This is a genomic window from Klebsiella sp. GG_Kp146 (genome assembly GCF_040061975.1).
GTDB classification, from domain to species: domain Bacteria; phylum Pseudomonadota; class Gammaproteobacteria; order Enterobacterales; family Enterobacteriaceae; genus Klebsiella; species Klebsiella quasipneumoniae.
Genome location: NZ_JBEAHA010000014.1, coordinates 318,049 through 333,361, shown reverse-complemented (window position 1 = coordinate 333,361; position 15,313 = coordinate 318,049). Strand labels below are relative to the sequence as shown.

Below are 15,313 nucleotides of genomic sequence, written 5' to 3'. Positions count from 1 at the left end.
AACACCTGCATCGCCGCGGTCAGACGCTCCGCCGCCGGCGCCTCGGAGAGCGCGGTATCGTCCAGAAAGTCGTTGATGTCCCCGAGGCGAGAGGCCGGGGCGAGATTGATTTTTTCAAACAGCGACGCGTAAACGCCCTCGCTCGCCGTGTTTTCCTGCAGCGCGGTTTGCCCCTGAACAGGGCTGTTTTCTGTGGTAACAGACATTAGCATTTTCCCGGTTATTCCATTAACAGACTTGCCCCGCCATTATTTCGGAGCAAGCGCACTCATTTCGTCGCGTAATTCCTGTGACAGCGCCGGATCTTTCAGAATTGCCTCGAGCTCTTTTCTGAAAGTGGCGTTATCAAGCAGATTGGATTTGAGATCGCGTAATAAATTACGCATCGCCAGCATGGTGCGGAGTTGTGGAATTTGCCGGGCAATCTGCTCCGGTTCAAAATCGTTGATATCGGTAAAACGCAGCCTGACGTTCTCCTCTTCGCCATTGCCAGCCAGCGTATTCGGCACCGAGAGATTCACCTCCGGGCTAAATTCCGAAAGTACGCTGTTAAAGTTATTTTTATTGACGTTAATTTTTTCTCTTTCCGATAATGGCCGGTTTCCTTTACCGTGACTAAAATCACCAATGGTAAGTAGCTTTAATGGCAGCTCAACCTTTTTTTGCACGCCGCCGGTGTGGAGAGATAATTTGAGATTAATTCGAGCCTTAGGCACTTCATTCTGGAACGTATCAGCCATAGCAGTTCCTTTCCTCAGGGAATAATTATTGAAGAGTTGACGGTAAAAGCCTGAGGATAATAAAACAGAAATAGATTATCGATCAACTTAACAAGAAGATTTATTGAATATACTCACAAGGTGAATGATTTTATTTTTTCTTAGCGCCAGGATAAATATTTAATAAATAAATACAAAACCTAAAACAATAATCAAAATAAATTACGCACCAAAGAAAAATATAAGAATAAACATAGCGATAACAGCACCTGGAATTAAATCATCCCCTCGCAACGCAATTTATCGTCACCCGCGCGGCAAAACATTCAAGAGCAACCTTTTTCCCAGCAACTGGTTTGCGCTAACCGGTCAGCGAACGTGACGAGGAATGACCGCGGACCCAGCGATATGTTCCTCCGCAGACAGTCGTCAGTGGCTGAAGAGCCTATTTTTCTGGGCGACTGACCACAGCGCGATGGCGAAAAAAGTTGTCGTTACCAAAAAAATATGAACCCGGTTACAAGATGCGCACGCCACCGTCATCGGCCTCCTGAGGAGGTCGCATTCTGCGGATCGCCAGGCTATATCTATGACACCTTTCTCCCACAACGAGTAAAAATAATGAGCAAGAAGATCCTGATGCTGGTCGGCGATTACGCCGAAGATTACGAAACGATGGTCCCTTTTCAGGCACTGCAGATGATTGGCCACCAGGTCGATGCCGTCTGCCCGGATAAAGCCGCCGGCGACTATGTGATGACGGCGATCCATGATTTTGACGGAGCCCAGACCTACAGCGAAAAGCCGGGGCACCGCTTCACCCTGAACGCCGATTTTGCCGCGGTGAAGGCCGAGGATTACGACGCGCTACTGATCCCCGGCGGACGCGCGCCAGAGTATCTGCGTCTGAACGAACAGGTCATTAAACTGGTCCAGGCGTTCGACGCCGCGCGTAAACCTATCGCCGCCGTCTGCCACGGGCCACAGCTGCTGGCCGCCGCCGGGATTCTGCAGGGGCGGACCTGCAGCGCCTATCCGGCCTGCGCCCCGGAGGTGCGCCTGAGCGGCGGGCATTATGCCGATATCGGTATCGATCAGGCGCATGTTGACGGCAATCTGGTCACCGCCCCCGCCTGGCCGGCGCACCCGCAGTGGCTGGCGAAATTCGCCGCCCTGCTGGCGGAGTAACGCATTTTCTCTGACTAAGTGAACGGACTATCGCCGCGCTGGCGCTCTCTTTGTTACCGGCCCGGCGGTTTTCGAACGGCCGTTTCCGCTGCCGCCAAACCTGATTCAGCTCAGCGAAACGCTGGCCGGATTGTCTCCTCGCCTCAGATGCGCATTCCCCCGGAAACTTCAATGCGCTGGGCATTAACCCAGCGATGATCATCGGATAACAGCGAGGCGATCATCGGCCCGATATCCTCTGGCACCCCCGGTCGGCCAAGCGCCGTCATGTTCGCCACCGCCTGAGCGACCTGCGGGTTATCCCGCACCACCCCGCCGCTGAAATCCGTGGCGATGGCGCCCGGCGCCACGCAGTTCACCGTGATCCCGCGGCCGCCCAGCTCAAACGCCATATAACGGGTCAGGGTTTCCACCGCAGACTTCATGACTGCATAGGGCGCCCGATTCGCCATCACGATACGGGTCAGTCCGGACGAGATATTCACAATTCGCCCGCCATCGGCCAGCAGCGGCAATAATTTTTGGCTAAGGAAAAAAACACCCTTCACATGGATGCGATAAAGCGCATCGAGCTCCGCTTCGGTAGCGTTCAGAAACCCCATGCCGCTGGCATTGCCGGCATTATTGACCAGGTAATGAAACCGATCGGCCCCCAGCTCCGCCAGGGCCGCCTGAAAGGTGCTGACAAACCCGTCAAAGGTGTCGGTTTCGCCGGCGCTGAAGGGCAGCGCGATCGCCCGCGAGCCCTGGGCTTCAACCCACGCGACCACATCGGTCGCCTCGGCGAAATGCGCGTTGTAGGTCAATACCACATTCACGCCGCGCGGAGCCAGCGCTTCAACGGTCGCGCGGCCCAGGCCACGGCTGCCGCCTGTCACCAGGGCGATTTTTGCGCTATTGTTCATGTTTTCCCCTTTTATCTCTGCTGAAAACATGAGCGATTATAGGCCTCTGAATGCCGACGATAAGACCGCATGGTGCGACAGGATTGTTTTGCCAGCTGGAACAATGTCATGGATAAACTGGATACCCTGACCCTGTTCGTGCGTATCGTCGAACGGGGTTCGTTCAGCGCTGCCGCCACGGATCTGGGTTTTTCCCGGCCGGTGGCGACCGCAGCCATTAAGGCGCTGGAGGCCAGCCTTGGGGCGCGCCTGCTGCAGCGCACCACCCGGCACGTGCAGCCGACGGCGGAGGGCTCGCTGTATTATCAGCGCTGCGTCTCCATCCTGGCGGCCCTGGAGGAGGCCAACCGCAGCGCCGGAGGGAGCATCTCCGGCACCCTCCGGGTGGACGTGGCGGGCAATCTGGCGCGAACCCTGCTGCTGCCCGCGCTACCGCAGTTTCTCGCCCGCTATCCGGCCATTACCTTGCAGATTGGCGAAAGCGAGCGCGACGTCGATCTGGTCCGCGAAGGGGTAGATTGCGTCATTCGCGGCGGCCATCTTCCCGATAGCGAGATGATTTGCCGGCCGCTCGCCATGCTGCAGGAGATCACCTGCGCCAGCCCGGCCTACCTCGCCCGGTACGGTACCCCGCATACGATTGACGAGCTGGCGGGACACGTGACGATCGGTTTTGTTTCATCGCGCACGCACCGTACCTTGCCGCTCAGTTTTACCCTGGATGGCCGCCAGACCGAGGTCAGTTTGCCCTGTCGGCTGCTGACTTCCGATGCCGACGTCGGCGCCGAAGCGGCCAGGCTGGGCTTTGGCCTGTATCAGGCACCCTTGTCCCGCCTTGAGGCCGATCTGGCATCCGGTGGGTTAACGGAGGTGCTGGCTGATTTTCGCCCTGCGCCGCTGCCGCTCTCCCTGCTCTATCCCAGCAGCCGGCAGCTCTCTGCCCGGGTACAGGTATTTATCGACTGGGTGACGGCGCTGATGAAGGCGCCCCTGGCGCAGCAGGCATCCGGAAGGCTAAAATAACGTTTGCTATTATTTGCGGCTCGTGCGTTAATCATTAAGTCGATTTACCAGACGAAAAATTATTATCGAAGCACGTGTTCTCATCTCCAGGCGTTATCCCTGATACCACCTTCCTTTGAGCAGTCCCGTTAGTATTTTGCTTTTTCTGTAAACAGGCCCTGTCAGACCCCTGTTGGCTCGTTAAAAAAGCCCTCCGTCTGACCCAATACCCGGCTTACCACTAACAAAAATCAGCCGCGTTAATTTCCCTGAAAACGACCATTGTCTTTTCAACAGAACATTACCCATACAAGGTTTACATTATGATTGAACATATCCATTTTAGATGCCCATGCTGCCATGGCTCCCAGTACAGAACGTCCCAGTTTGACGTGACGGAAAAAAATCCCTTTGGTGCGAAATGCATTTTCTGCAAATCGGCCATGATGACCTTAGATACTATTCGCCCTTATCACCTGGGCGCGCTGTCCACCGCTCAGGCACAGCCATAAGACGATGAAGCTGGTGAACGCGGGCGGGAAAATCCCCCCGGTGATTCACCTGGGGGCAACCTCTGGTCCTTCACCTGACGCACCGTCGGTGGAATGGCGAAGGCCGGCATCCGGCAACGCTTTTATCAGGGTCGTCACATTCTCCCCGGCGCGGGTTTCCACATTAAAATAGTCCACCGCGCGCAGAATGAGCCGCAAACCTCTGCCGCTTTCCGCTAACGGATCGACATCGAAGCGCTCATCGCTACGCGCCAGCGCCAGGCGCTCGGCCGGAAAGACCTCTCCTGCATCAATAAAGCGCAGCGTCACCCGGTCCTCCGCTGCGATAAATTCGACACGAAAAACGCGTTGCCGATCCTCATGCAGCGCATAGCGAATGATATTGGTGGCCGTCTCACAGGCGGCAAGATCGAGCGCGAAGCGCCACTCCTCCCCGACGGACAGCGGCGTCATTTGTTGAGTCAGCCACGCCGCCAGCGGTGAAAGCGAGCTGAGTTGGGCAGGAAACAGCATGACGTTATTCACGGGCGCATCACGGATTGAACTGCGCAAGGGCTGAAGTGCGATCCTCGCAAATACGAAAAATACGATCCATCCTGGTCAGGGTAAACATATTGCGGATGCCGGGGTTCAGCGCGCACAGTGTCATTTCTCCTTTACCATTCATCATTTTCATCAGGGAAACCAGCGTTCCTAAACCGCTGCTGTCGATAAAATCGATTTTACTGAAATCAACAATCAGATCGGTGCGATCTTCGCCTATCTCTTGGGCGATTGCCGCTTTAAAGGCTACCGCGACGGAAGCATCCAGCCGACGCACCGCCGGCGTCAGGATCGTCACCGAGGCCTGCCGTTCGGTTTCAATTTTCATCACTGTCCCCTGTTCGTTCAATAATCAAGAGTGAAACATCATCGGCCATCGCCTGAGTCTCGTGCGCGTCGCCACTGCGCCAGCGGATCAGGTGCCGGGCAAACCGCGGCAGAAGCGCGGGCAGCGGCTGCGTCACGCTGTCCTGCAGCCACGCTTGTAAACGCGCCTCGCCAAACTGTTCACCGCTCCGGTTTTCACATTCGGTGATGCCGTCGCTGAACAGGCACAGCCGCTCTCCCGGCGCCAGTGAGAAACTGACATCTGCCCAGGAGAGATGGTCTATCAACCCCACCGGCGCCCCGCCGCTGCCGACCGGACGGACGGCTGCGTCCGGGCTCACGATAAAAGGCGTGGGATGCCCGGCCTGACAGAGTTTGCCCGCGCCGGTCTTCAGGTCGATGACGCCATAGATCAGGGTGAAATAGCTGACAATCTCTGTTTCGTCACTGCAAAAACGATCATTAAGGATCGCCACCACCTCGGCAGGCGACGCCGGCTGGTTGTCTGCCGTAAAAAGAAAGCGCTCAACGGCCCTGCCATGCAGAAACTGGCGGGCGACGGCGAGCGACATCATCGCCGCCCCCACGCCGTGTCCGGAGACATCCACGCAGTAAAATCCGAGCCGATCGCCCAACGGGAAGACGTTAAAAATATCCCCCGACACCCAGGCCGAGGGCAGGAAAATCCAGTCGGAGAAAAATCCCTGATGACGCAGCTGATGAGCCGGGAGAACCGACTGCTGAATGCGCGCCGCCAGCTCCAGATCCTGTTCAATCTGTCGCAGCGCTTCGCTCAGCCGCGCATTGCGCGCGGCGAGGTCAGCCTCAAGGGAGAGGATCCGCGACCCGGCGTGCAGCCGCGCCCGCAGTTCGCTCTGCTCTACCGGTTTGCTGAGAAAATCATCGGCCCCGGCCTCAAACCCCTGCGTTAAATCGCCAGGGTCTTCGCGAGCGGTAAGCAATATCAGATAAACGTAGTGACCAAACTGGCGACGGCGAACTTCCCGGCACAGCGTCAGGCCATTCATCTCTGGCATCTCCCAGTCGCTTATCACCAGGCTGACGGGCTGGTTTTCGAGGATCGCCAGCGCGGCGACGCCGTTTTCCGCCTCACTGACGATATAGCCCCACTGCGTCAACATCCGGCTTAGCAGCCGACGATAAACCAGCGAATCTTCAACAATCAGGACGTGCTGTGCCGACATCGCGCCTCCTAAATCGGCAAGAACCAGATAAGGCTGATCGTGCCTTCACGAAACTTGCCGCTGCCGCTGCCGTGCCCCGGATAGCGGGTACCGGCATAGTTGGCATACTGCACAGAGAACGATCCTGGCGTATAGCCCGCGTAACCGAAACTGTAACTGTAGTCGCCATTCCACGGCTGCTGCTGGCTACTGTCCGGATACCAGAACGCGGTAGCGCGCACAAAAAAATGCTGCTTAAAGGTATATCCGCAACCGCCGAGCAGCACGTTTTTGTTTTTACGGATGTCATCGCTCTCCAGATCGTAATAGCGCGGCACCCAGCTGTAGCCTACCTGGCAGATAATGGCATCGCCTTTGTTAATCAATAGCGCATGCTCCATGGGTTTCGGCAGCGAAAATTTATACGCCAGGGTAATCGCCCCCTGCTCAAAATAGGTGTGACGCTTGCTGCCCGAGGTCCAGAAGTGGTTATCGCCATAGTTACTGTAAACCAGGCTGACGGTGTTGGCATGCCAGTCGTCGTAGCCAAAACTATAGCGAAAATCGGCGGTATAGCGGCTGGTATCGGTCACCGGTAAACGGGATGTCACGTTGGCGAACCAGAAGCTGTAAGGCGAGTATTGCAGGCTGAGGTTCAGCGTCTGATTATATTTTTTCTTCTGTTCTGCGCTGTCTGAGCTGTTGGGGACGGTCATCCACTGCTCTTTTAAACCCGAACTAAAGCTCAGCGCTCCGGAAAACACCTTGTCATTCCCGGAAAAAAGTCGTCCCCAGCGGCTGGTAAACACCCCGGCCTGCACCGGTTCACCATTTTTATCACGCAGCGGTTGTGCGTCGTTCTTCTCTGCTCCTTCGGCACCTGCGATGGCGCACCATAGCGCGCAGGCCAGCATATATTTCTCCCGCATTTGCCCTTCCTTAGTTAGGTATCCAGCGTGCGGCGACGCGGTATTTGGCCATCAGCCACAGTACGCCCAGCGCGGCGGCATGGATCAAGGTGTTCACTATCCACGCCTGGCGCCACAGATCGAAGGTGACCAGTTGGCTTACGGCGAGCACGATGTAAACATGCAAAATAAAGGTGTAGAGCGAACGCTGCCCGAGCGGGATCAGGAACCAGCCTGCCAGCCAGTTCAGGGGGCGCCAGCACCAGGTCAACAGCAGATAAATAGTGACCATCAGACTGATATCATTAAGGATCCGTACCGGCCCGAGGCCGTTTTTCGCCGCCCAGGTATGGTAAAAGGCGTTAAATTCCGCCGGTGGGATCACGTGCATCAGCAGCGCGGGCGGCATAAAAGGATTGGTATGATTCTGGGCGACAAACGCAAGGATAAGCGCGATGCACACCAGCGCCGCGACGGCGACTTTGCCGGGCGGCGTGCGGGCGAAAGAGATCAGTTCCGCTTTGTACCAGCCGCAGCACATTCCCAGCACAAAGATAAATTGCCAGGCCATCAGGGGAAAGGCGAATTCAAATTCGCAGGGCGTCACCCGTACCGGCCAGCGTTGCCAGCAGCCGTAGATCAGCAGCGAGACGCCTAGTAATGGGTAGACGTGACCCTTTTGCAGCATGCCGAGAAACAGCGGGCTGAGCAATAACAAAAAAATATAGAGACCGAGGATCTGCGTCTGATGCGGGCCAATCTGCAGATAAAGGATAATGTTAAACCACGTCTCTTTTATTTGTGGGGTTAGCGGATAAAGCGACCAGCTGGTCCCGGAAAAGCGGTCGGTAAAATGAGTGACTTCATAGACATTAATATGAGGTAAATATCTCAGCAAAAGAAAAGAGACAATAATAATAATATTAACCTGATATATTTTCCAGGCGCGAAGATAAAGCCCCCAGCTCACCGTCAGTAATACTGCCTTTTGTAATCTGACACGATTTAGCATCCCTAACATGAAGCCGGACAGGATCACAAAGCCCTCGGCACCGGTGGTCAAACCAAATCGTTCCCAGCTGAAAATATTAAATATCGACATCACTTCGGTATGCGCCACCACCATCATCACGAGGGCAATACCGCGCATAAAGTCGATACGCAGGTCGCGATCCCCGGCCTGAGAGTAACGCCAGGCCGTTGATTTATCAGTTTCTTTTTGCGAAATCGCTGAAACAACCTGGCTCATGAGGGATCCTGTCGTCTACCCTGCAACAATTATTACAAATTATTTAGATAGTGTAGAATGCGCTATCTTGCAACGCTCATTTTATAAATTCCGCCTGCGTACATCACACTATGTTAAGTCATCCCGGTGACTACCAGTTCGCGCTATTGAAATTTTTACGCCACCATCTACACTCACTTTACTGTTATTTATAAGCCCCTGTGCGTTCTGCAGAACGCTGCCAATCAATAACAGACCAGTCATTCAAACTCAGCGCGGAATCAGGATATCCTTGCTATGGATTTTTATTTTTCCCGTTTTGAACATCGTCGACCGCCTGAGCCGCTCAGCACCCCGCGCTGGGTGAGGATGATCTGGCAGGTATTAGCCGTAGCCGCCCTGGTTCTCGGCGCCAATTATATTTACTGGCGCTGGGCCGCGTCTTTAAATACCGACGCCCTATGGTATGCCGTTCCGCTGGCGCTGGCGGAAACCCTGGCGTGGATTGGCACAGTCCTGTTCACTATTAATTTATGGCAGGAAAAAGATCCTCCGCCAGGCGTCCCCCCGACGGAGATTAACGACTGTCTGCGAGCGGATGAAGCGGTGGAGTCGAGGCCGATTAAAGTCGATCTGTTTATCGCCACCTACTCCGAAGATGTGGAGCTGGTCAGGCTGTCGATCCGTGACGCCATGCGGATGACCTATCCCGGTCCGCTCGACTATAAGGTGCATGTTCTTGACGACGGGCGTCGCCCGGAGATGAAGGCGGTCTGCGAGCAGGAGGGGGCGAACTATATCACCCGTCAGAGCAATATCGGCTATAAGGCCGGTAACCTGCGCAATGGGCTGGAACATACCGATGGCGACTTTCTGATCATCTGTGATGCCGATACCCGCGTTTTCCCGACCCTGCTGAGCAATACGCTCGGCTATTTTCGCGATCCGGACGTCGCCTGGGTGCAGACCCCGCAATGGTTTTTCGATCTCCCGGAGGGGGAGGATCTGGCGCGCTGGCTGCGGCGTAAAGCGGGCGGCGCAGGCTACGGCGTAGGCTGGCTGGCGCAGAAAATCGTCGGTCCGGTGACTATCGGTCGCGATCCGTTTTTCAACGATCCGCGCATGTTTTACGACGTGATTTTACGGCGCCGCAACTGGGCTAATGCCGCATTCTGCTGTGGCGCCGCCTCCGTTCACCGTCGGGAAGCGGTGATGCAGGCCGCGCTGCGCAGCTACGTCTGGAGCGTTGACGCAGAGATCGCGCGTCATACGCGGGATATTCGCGACCCGGCAACGCGGGAAGCGCTGCAGGAGGCCATGCGCCCCCACGTGGCCTACGATACTGAACTGACGCCCTATAAGTTCCACGTCTCGGAAGATATTTATACCTCCATCCTGCTGCACGGCGACGCTGCCCGCCGCTGGCGCTCGGTAATGCACCCGCGGATCGAGTCGAAAATGCTCTCGCCGCAGGATATGCTGACGTGGATGATCCAGCGCTTTAAGTACGCTGCCGGTTCGCTGGATATCCTGTTCCATGACAACATCTTCAGCCGCCGCCGCTTTAAACTCTCGCTGCCGCAAACGCTGATGTATGCGACCACCTTCTGGTCCTATCTGGCCTGCGTATGGAATACCGTGTTCCTGATTTCGCCCATTATCTATCTCTTCACCGGCATTCCCCCGGTGTCGGCGTGGTCTACCCCTTTCTATCTGCACTTTTTACCCTTTTTTATCGTCTCCGAACTGGCCTTTATGTTCGGCACCTGGGGCATTTCGGCCTGGGACGGCCGGGCCTCTTACCTCTCCTTTTTCTCGATGAATCTGCGGGCGCTAAACACCGTTTTGCGCGGGGAGCAGATCAAATTTCACGTCACGCCAAAAGAGAGACAGACGGGCCGTTTTCTCTATCTCGTCAAGCCGCAAATTGCCATCGTTATACTCACCCTGACGGGGCTGATATGGGGCGGCATTCAGGTGGCGCGCGGGCAGGTTGACGACCCCTCCGGGTACGTCATCAACATTTTCTGGGGCGCAGTGAATATTGCCGCCATGCTGCCGCTGATCTTCGCCGCCATATGGACGCCCCCCGAAGAGCAGGAGGCAAGTCGATGAGGATCCGCGATGCCCTGCTCCCCGCCCGCAGCTACCTCACCATCCTCATTGGCTTCCTGCTGGGTTTTGCGATTGTCGTGTGGGTGGAAAAACAAATGCCCGCGCGCGTCGAGAGCAGCGGTGGGATGACGTTGAGCCAGGATTTTCCGCCGCTCCCTGCCCCGCGCGAGCTGACCTTTGACGAGGCGATCTGGGCGCGAGTGGCCTGGCAGTATTATGTGAATAATACTCAGCCAAACGGTCTGGCCAACGCGCACGATGGCGAACCCTGGCTTAGCCTGTGGAGCGTCGGCAGCTATCTTTTCGCCGTGGTCGCCGCAGAGCAGCTGCATATTGTGACCGCCGCCGAAGGTGATGAGCGCATTGCCGCCGCCCTGTTTACGCTCGGTCAACTGCCCCTCAACGCCCAGGGATTGCCCGCCGCTCAGTACCATGCCGACACGCTGCAGATCCTCGGCAACCCGGACTCCTCCGCCATCGGTATGGGACGCCTGCTCACGGCCCTGCAAACGCTGCTCTGGCGCTATCCTCAGCACGCCGCCGCGGTGCGGGATCTGTTTAATCAGTGGCGGGTCGGCGCGCTCATCAGCAACAGCCCCGCCAGCCAGACCGCGGCGCCGCTGCACCACTGGGCGCTGGCGGCGGATGAACCGCGAGACAGCTTTGGCTACCGGCTGTACGCCAGCCATACGCTGCGGCTGATCGACAGCGCCGCGGGGCTGGCGGTGACCAACCCGCCGCAGGGGCAGCAGATGATCGATATCGACGGCATCATGGTGCCCGACGAGGGGCTGCGCACGCCCTGGGGTCGGCAGCCTTCGCTGATCAGCCTGCCGTACCTGCTCACCGGGCTTGAGCTGGGCTTTGACGCGCAGAGTGCGGAGATCGCCTGGCGCATCATGCAAATCCAGCAGCGCCGTCATAGCCTGAGGGTCAGCAAGCCGCCGATCAGCACCGACTACGCCGAGCCCGCGCCGGATTATGCCAGCGCGCTGGCGGACCGGCAGCCGCAGAGCGCCTTCGTCCCGCGCAGCGCCGCCCCGGAGCAATCGGCGATCACCTCCACCCGCACCGCCTTTGCCTGGTACGCCCTGTTCCGTAATAGCTGGAGCGAAGCGCTGCGCCAGCAGGTCCAGACGCTGCAGGTCCCGGGCAGGGGCTGGCAGCGCGGGTTAAACCTCAACCGCAGCGTCAACGACGTTATTGACGGCGATACCAACGCGATCGTGCTGGAAAGCCTGGCCTACATTTCCCGGGGGCAGATGCTGTGTCTGGCCTGCCTGAGCCATGCCCCTCTCCCCTCGTCCTCAGCAGGAGCAACGCCATGAAGCTGACCTATTTATCCCGTTTTCCCCTGCTGGCCGGACTCATGGCGCTGTGGCTCTCGCTCTCCGGCGCGCAGGCCGCGACCGGTCTGCCGGCTGCGGAATACGCCCCGCGCAGCGGGGAGCTGACGCCGAGGGAGATGACTATCGCCAGAAACGCCTGGCAATATTTCGTCGCCAACTTTCAGCCCACCACCGGGCTGGTCAATGCGGTGAACAAATACCCCTCCACCACCATGTGGGACAGCGCCTCCTATCTGGCCGCGATGACCGCGGCCCGTGAGCTGGGGATTATTGATAAGGCGGAGTTCGACCGTCGGATGCTGAAGTTTCTCGCCACGCTGAATAAGCTCGATTTATTCCATAACGAATTGCCCAACAAAGCCTATAACACCGTGAGCGGACAGAAGGTGAACTACCAGAACAAGCCGGGCGAAATCGGCTATTCGGCGCTGGATATCGGCAGAATGCTGATCTGGCTGAAGGTGATCAAGGAGCGCTATCCGGAATACAGCAACAGCATCGATAACGTGGTGCTGGGGTGGGATTTCAGCCATGTGGTCGATCCCTGCGGCACGCTGTACGGGGTGTATCTGGAAAACGGCCAGCCAAAATACGTTCAGGAAGGCCGCCTGGGCTACGAGGAGTACGGCGCGGCGGGCTTTCAGCTGTGGGGATTTAACACCTGTCAGGCCAGCCGGCCGCAGCCCTACGAGCTGGCGGAGATTTACTGCGTGCTGGTCCCCTATGATTCGCGCGACCCGCGGCAAACCAGCCAGCATAACTATGTGGTCAGTGAATCTTACGTGCTGTATGGCATGGAGTTTGGCTTTGATAATCCTGCTGACCGGAACAACAGCCCGCGCGAGTACTCCCATCCATGGATGAAAAACTTTGCCGACCGGGTCTATCAGGCCCAGGAGAATCGCTACGCCATCACCGGGATCCTCACCGCCCGCTCCGAGCATCAGCTCGATAAATCCCCGTACTTTGTCTATGACACGGTGTTCAGCGATGGTTTTAACTGGAACACCATAACCGACAAAGGCCAGTTCGTACCGAACAGCGCCGCCGTGTCGCTCAAAGCGGCGATGGGGATGTGGGTGCTGTGGAACTCGCCCTATACCGATCGTCTGCTGGACGCCATTGAAAATGCGAACGAAGCGGGTAAAGGCTATTACGAGGGGCTGTATGAGAACGGCGACGGGCCAATCAATGAATTTACCGCCAACAATAACGGCATCATGCTGGAAGCGCTGCTGTTTAAAAAAGAGGGCAAACTGCTGCAGTTTTCCAGCGACAATCCGAAAAACCGCAATTTCGCCCCGTCGCTGTGGGACAAGAAGCTGGTGGATCTCTTTGAACCGAATAACGGCCCGCGCAATCGCCCGTTCCTGAGCAACACCCCGGCCGTCAAAACATGGTGCGAGCAGACCGGGACCACGCAGCGCACCCAACCCGCCTGCCAGGCCTGCCAGTGCGCCGCCTGCAAGGCTGACGAGCCCGTTAAACTTCCGCCGGTGACCGCGCAATGCTTAAAACCATAGCCCGCTGGCTGGCCGTCGCCGTCGTCCTGCTGCTTATCGCCCTGGCGCTGTTTGGTCGCGAAGGCGCGGGGTGGCGCTGGCTGACTAAAGGCGGCTGGCACACCACCGCCCGTATCAGCAGCCTGACGCCGCAGGAGCGGACGTGGGCGCAGATCGCCTGGCGGTACGTTGAGAACAATACCCAGCCGCAAACCGGCCTCGTCAACGGCAGCGACAAACAGCCCCGCGCGACGCTATGGCAGATGGGCGACACCCTTATCGCCCTGCTCGCCGCCAGAGAGCTGGGGCTGGTAAAGGAAGCGGAATTCGACGCCCGCCTGACGCCCCTGCTCGGCACCCTCAATCGACTGACGCTGACCGACGGCGGTTCGCCGGGCAGGCTATACTCCACTCAGACGGCGACCCCTGTCGACTTCAGCGGCAAACCGGCGGGCAGCGGCTGGTCAGCGAAAGATATGGCGCGACTGATGCTCGCCCTGCGGCTTACCGCCGAACGCGCGCCGCAGTATGGCGAGTACATTGATAAAATTATCCTGCGCTGGAACTTCTGTCCGGTGATCGATAAAGACGGTGAGCTGTGGTCCGCCTCACTGCAGAACGGGCAGCGGACGATCCGCGAGGAGCTCCGGCTGGGAGACAGTGAATACGCCGCCAGCGCGTTCCGCCTGTGGGGATTTCCGGCCGGCAAGGCTCTCTCTCCCCCGGCGCGCCATGTGATTATTTATCAGCGCCGCCTCGCCGTTGACGACCGCGACCCGCGAACCACCTGGCAACCCGTGGTGCTCTCCACTCTGCCCGCCATGCTGCCGGGACTGGAGTTCGGCTGGCAGCCGCCTGGCGTGTCGGAAGAGGTACAAAAAGCCATGCGCGCCCGGGCGGAAGGGATATGGCTCAGCCAGAAAACGCGCTGGACGCAGGATAAGGTGCTCACCGCCCGGGCCGATTTTTCGCTTACCCAGGCGCCCTGGCACGTGGAAGACACCGTCTGGGGAAATGGCTACGCCTGGAATACGCTCGGGGACGACGGGAAATACTACCCCCGGCTGGCGCAGGTGACCACCAAAGCGGTCTTTGTCCTGTGGACGCTGTGGGAAACCGAGTATACCGATGCGCTGATGGCGGTCACTACCCATCTTAACGACCCGCAGCGCGGCTGGTTTGAAGGTCGGGTCGAGGCCACCGGCGACGTCAACGCCACCCTCACCCTCTCCACCAACGCCATGGTGCTGGAGGCGCTGTTTTACAAACACAACGCCGGGCCGTTGTTCAAAAACGGCCTCGCGGATGACAACAGCTACTTTGCCCGCCGCGCGACGGACGAATTTAACCCGCCCCGCCGCTGCCTGCCGGGCGAACGGGTCATGAGGAGCGCACCATGAAGTTTTATCGCGATCTCTTTGAAGCCAGCCTGAATCGCGTCGTACCGGAGCACGACAAACAGCGCTTCTTCGAGGCCTTCTACACTACTTTTATCCATATGTCTGCGGAAACCGAGCAGCACTTCTCACAACGCTCCGGCGAAGAGGGCCAGCAGATGATCTTTAAAAGCTTTTTCGCCATGCTGGCGGTCAACGGCGACCTCTTTGTACCCGATTTCCTGGAACGGCTGGCGCGGGCGCAGAGCGAGGAAGGCCTGCGTCTGCCGCCGCGTTTTTTTGCCCTCTGGCGGGAAGCGATGCTCAAAACCGTCCGCGCCAGCGATCCGCTGTGCGATGAGGAGATCCTCACCGCATGGGCAATGGCCATCGCCCCTGGGCTTGAGTATCTGCGCCGCCAGGCTGAGCTGCACTATCAAACCGCTGGCCAGTAA

The 15,313-nt window shown here is 57.8% G+C and carries 15 protein-coding genes and 1 pseudogene; 8 read left to right on the top strand and 8 right to left on the bottom strand.

Annotation, left to right across the window (positions count from 1 at the left end; translation table 11 throughout):
• Together ABLU95_RS17925 and tssB are read right to left on the bottom strand one after the other, a co-directional pair.
• Window positions 1–206: pseudogene (locus ABLU95_RS17925) on the bottom strand (type VI secretion system contractile sheath large subunit); the annotation flags it as partial.
• 42 nt (window positions 207–248) lie between these two features.
• A complete protein-coding gene (gene tssB / locus ABLU95_RS17920) occupies window positions 249–740 on the bottom strand; it encodes a type VI secretion system contractile sheath small subunit (RefSeq protein WP_348880114.1) in 492 nt (163 codons plus the stop codon).
• A gap of 600 nt (window positions 741–1,340) precedes the next feature.
• On the opposite strand from tssB, the gene ABLU95_RS17915 reads away from it, so the two are divergent.
• Window positions 1,341–1,907 (top strand): DJ-1/PfpI family protein, encoded by a 567-nt coding sequence (locus ABLU95_RS17915; protein ID WP_023289387.1) that lies wholly within the window; start codon window positions 1,341–1,343, stop codon window positions 1,905–1,907.
• Between the two features lie 143 nt (window positions 1,908–2,050).
• Here ABLU95_RS17915 and ABLU95_RS17910 read toward each other — a convergent pair whose 3' ends face one another.
• On the bottom strand, window positions 2,051–2,812 hold the full coding sequence (locus ABLU95_RS17910) for an SDR family oxidoreductase (RefSeq protein ID WP_065883034.1): 762 nt from the start codon (window positions 2,810–2,812) through the stop codon (window positions 2,051–2,053).
• Between the two features lie 108 nt (window positions 2,813–2,920).
• On the opposite strand from ABLU95_RS17910, the gene ABLU95_RS17905 reads away from it, so the two are divergent.
• Entirely contained in the window at window positions 2,921–3,835 is a 915-nt protein-coding gene (locus ABLU95_RS17905; protein ID WP_087849821.1) for a LysR family transcriptional regulator, read from the top strand.
• A 302-nt stretch (window positions 3,836–4,137) separates the two neighbouring features.
• Window positions 4,138–4,326, top strand: a complete 189-nt coding sequence (locus ABLU95_RS17900; RefSeq protein WP_023289384.1) for a hypothetical protein — start codon at window positions 4,138–4,140, stop codon at window positions 4,324–4,326.
• Window positions 4,327–4,371: 45 nt separating this feature from the next.
• On the opposite strand, the gene ABLU95_RS17895 is transcribed toward ABLU95_RS17900, so the two are convergent.
• The 5 genes from ABLU95_RS17895 to opgC are packed head-to-tail and all read right to left on the bottom strand — an operon-like array spanning window position 4,372 to window position 8,537.
• Window positions 4,372–4,839 carry an ATP-binding protein gene (locus ABLU95_RS17895; protein ID WP_086075787.1) on the bottom strand — a complete coding sequence of 156 codons (468 nt, stop codon included), beginning with the start codon at window positions 4,837–4,839 and terminating at the stop codon, window positions 4,372–4,374.
• Window positions 4,840–4,858: 19 nt separating this feature from the next.
• Window positions 4,859–5,197 (bottom strand): STAS domain-containing protein, encoded by a 339-nt coding sequence (locus ABLU95_RS17890; protein ID WP_023289382.1) that lies wholly within the window; start codon window positions 5,195–5,197, stop codon window positions 4,859–4,861.
• Complete coding sequence (locus ABLU95_RS17885) at window positions 5,187–6,401, bottom strand: SpoIIE family protein phosphatase (protein ID WP_086075786.1); 1,215 nt, start codon at window positions 6,399–6,401, stop codon at window positions 5,187–5,189. Before ABLU95_RS17885 ends, ABLU95_RS17890 begins: the two co-directional genes overlap by 11 nt.
• A gap of 8 nt (window positions 6,402–6,409) precedes the next feature.
• The gene (locus tag ABLU95_RS17880; protein WP_086075785.1) at window positions 6,410–7,309 is read right to left on the bottom strand and encodes a hypothetical protein; all 900 of its coding nucleotides are present in this window, start codon (window positions 7,307–7,309) and stop codon (window positions 6,410–6,412) included.
• 10 nt (window positions 7,310–7,319) lie between these two features.
• Window positions 7,320–8,537, bottom strand: coding sequence for an OpgC domain-containing protein (gene opgC, locus ABLU95_RS17875; protein WP_348880110.1), 1,218 nt, complete (start codon window positions 8,535–8,537; stop codon window positions 7,320–7,322).
• A gap of 276 nt (window positions 8,538–8,813) precedes the next feature.
• Here opgC and ABLU95_RS17870 point away from each other — a divergent pair, with 276 nt between their 5' ends.
• From ABLU95_RS17870 to ABLU95_RS17850, 5 genes are read left to right on the top strand one after another with little or no spacing between them, the layout of a single operon-like run.
• Window positions 8,814–10,631, top strand: a complete 1,818-nt coding sequence (locus ABLU95_RS17870; RefSeq protein WP_348880108.1) for a glycosyltransferase — start codon at window positions 8,814–8,816, stop codon at window positions 10,629–10,631.
• Window positions 10,628–11,959 (top strand): DUF3131 domain-containing protein, encoded by a 1,332-nt coding sequence (locus ABLU95_RS17865; RefSeq protein WP_348880106.1) that lies wholly within the window; start codon window positions 10,628–10,630, stop codon window positions 11,957–11,959. Before ABLU95_RS17870 ends, ABLU95_RS17865 begins: the two co-directional genes overlap by 4 nt.
• Window positions 11,956–13,503 (top strand): DUF3131 domain-containing protein, encoded by a 1,548-nt coding sequence (locus ABLU95_RS17860; RefSeq protein WP_348880104.1) that lies wholly within the window; start codon window positions 11,956–11,958, stop codon window positions 13,501–13,503. The genes ABLU95_RS17865 and ABLU95_RS17860 overlap by 4 nt, the downstream gene beginning before the upstream one ends.
• The gene (locus ABLU95_RS17855) at window positions 13,488–14,882 is read left to right on the top strand and encodes a DUF3131 domain-containing protein (RefSeq protein WP_348880102.1); all 1,395 of its coding nucleotides are present in this window, start codon (window positions 13,488–13,490) and stop codon (window positions 14,880–14,882) included. The genes ABLU95_RS17860 and ABLU95_RS17855 overlap by 16 nt, the downstream gene beginning before the upstream one ends.
• The gene (locus ABLU95_RS17850; protein ID WP_023289374.1) at window positions 14,879–15,313 is read left to right on the top strand and encodes a hypothetical protein; all 435 of its coding nucleotides are present in this window, start codon (window positions 14,879–14,881) and stop codon (window positions 15,311–15,313) included. The genes ABLU95_RS17855 and ABLU95_RS17850 overlap by 4 nt, the downstream gene beginning before the upstream one ends.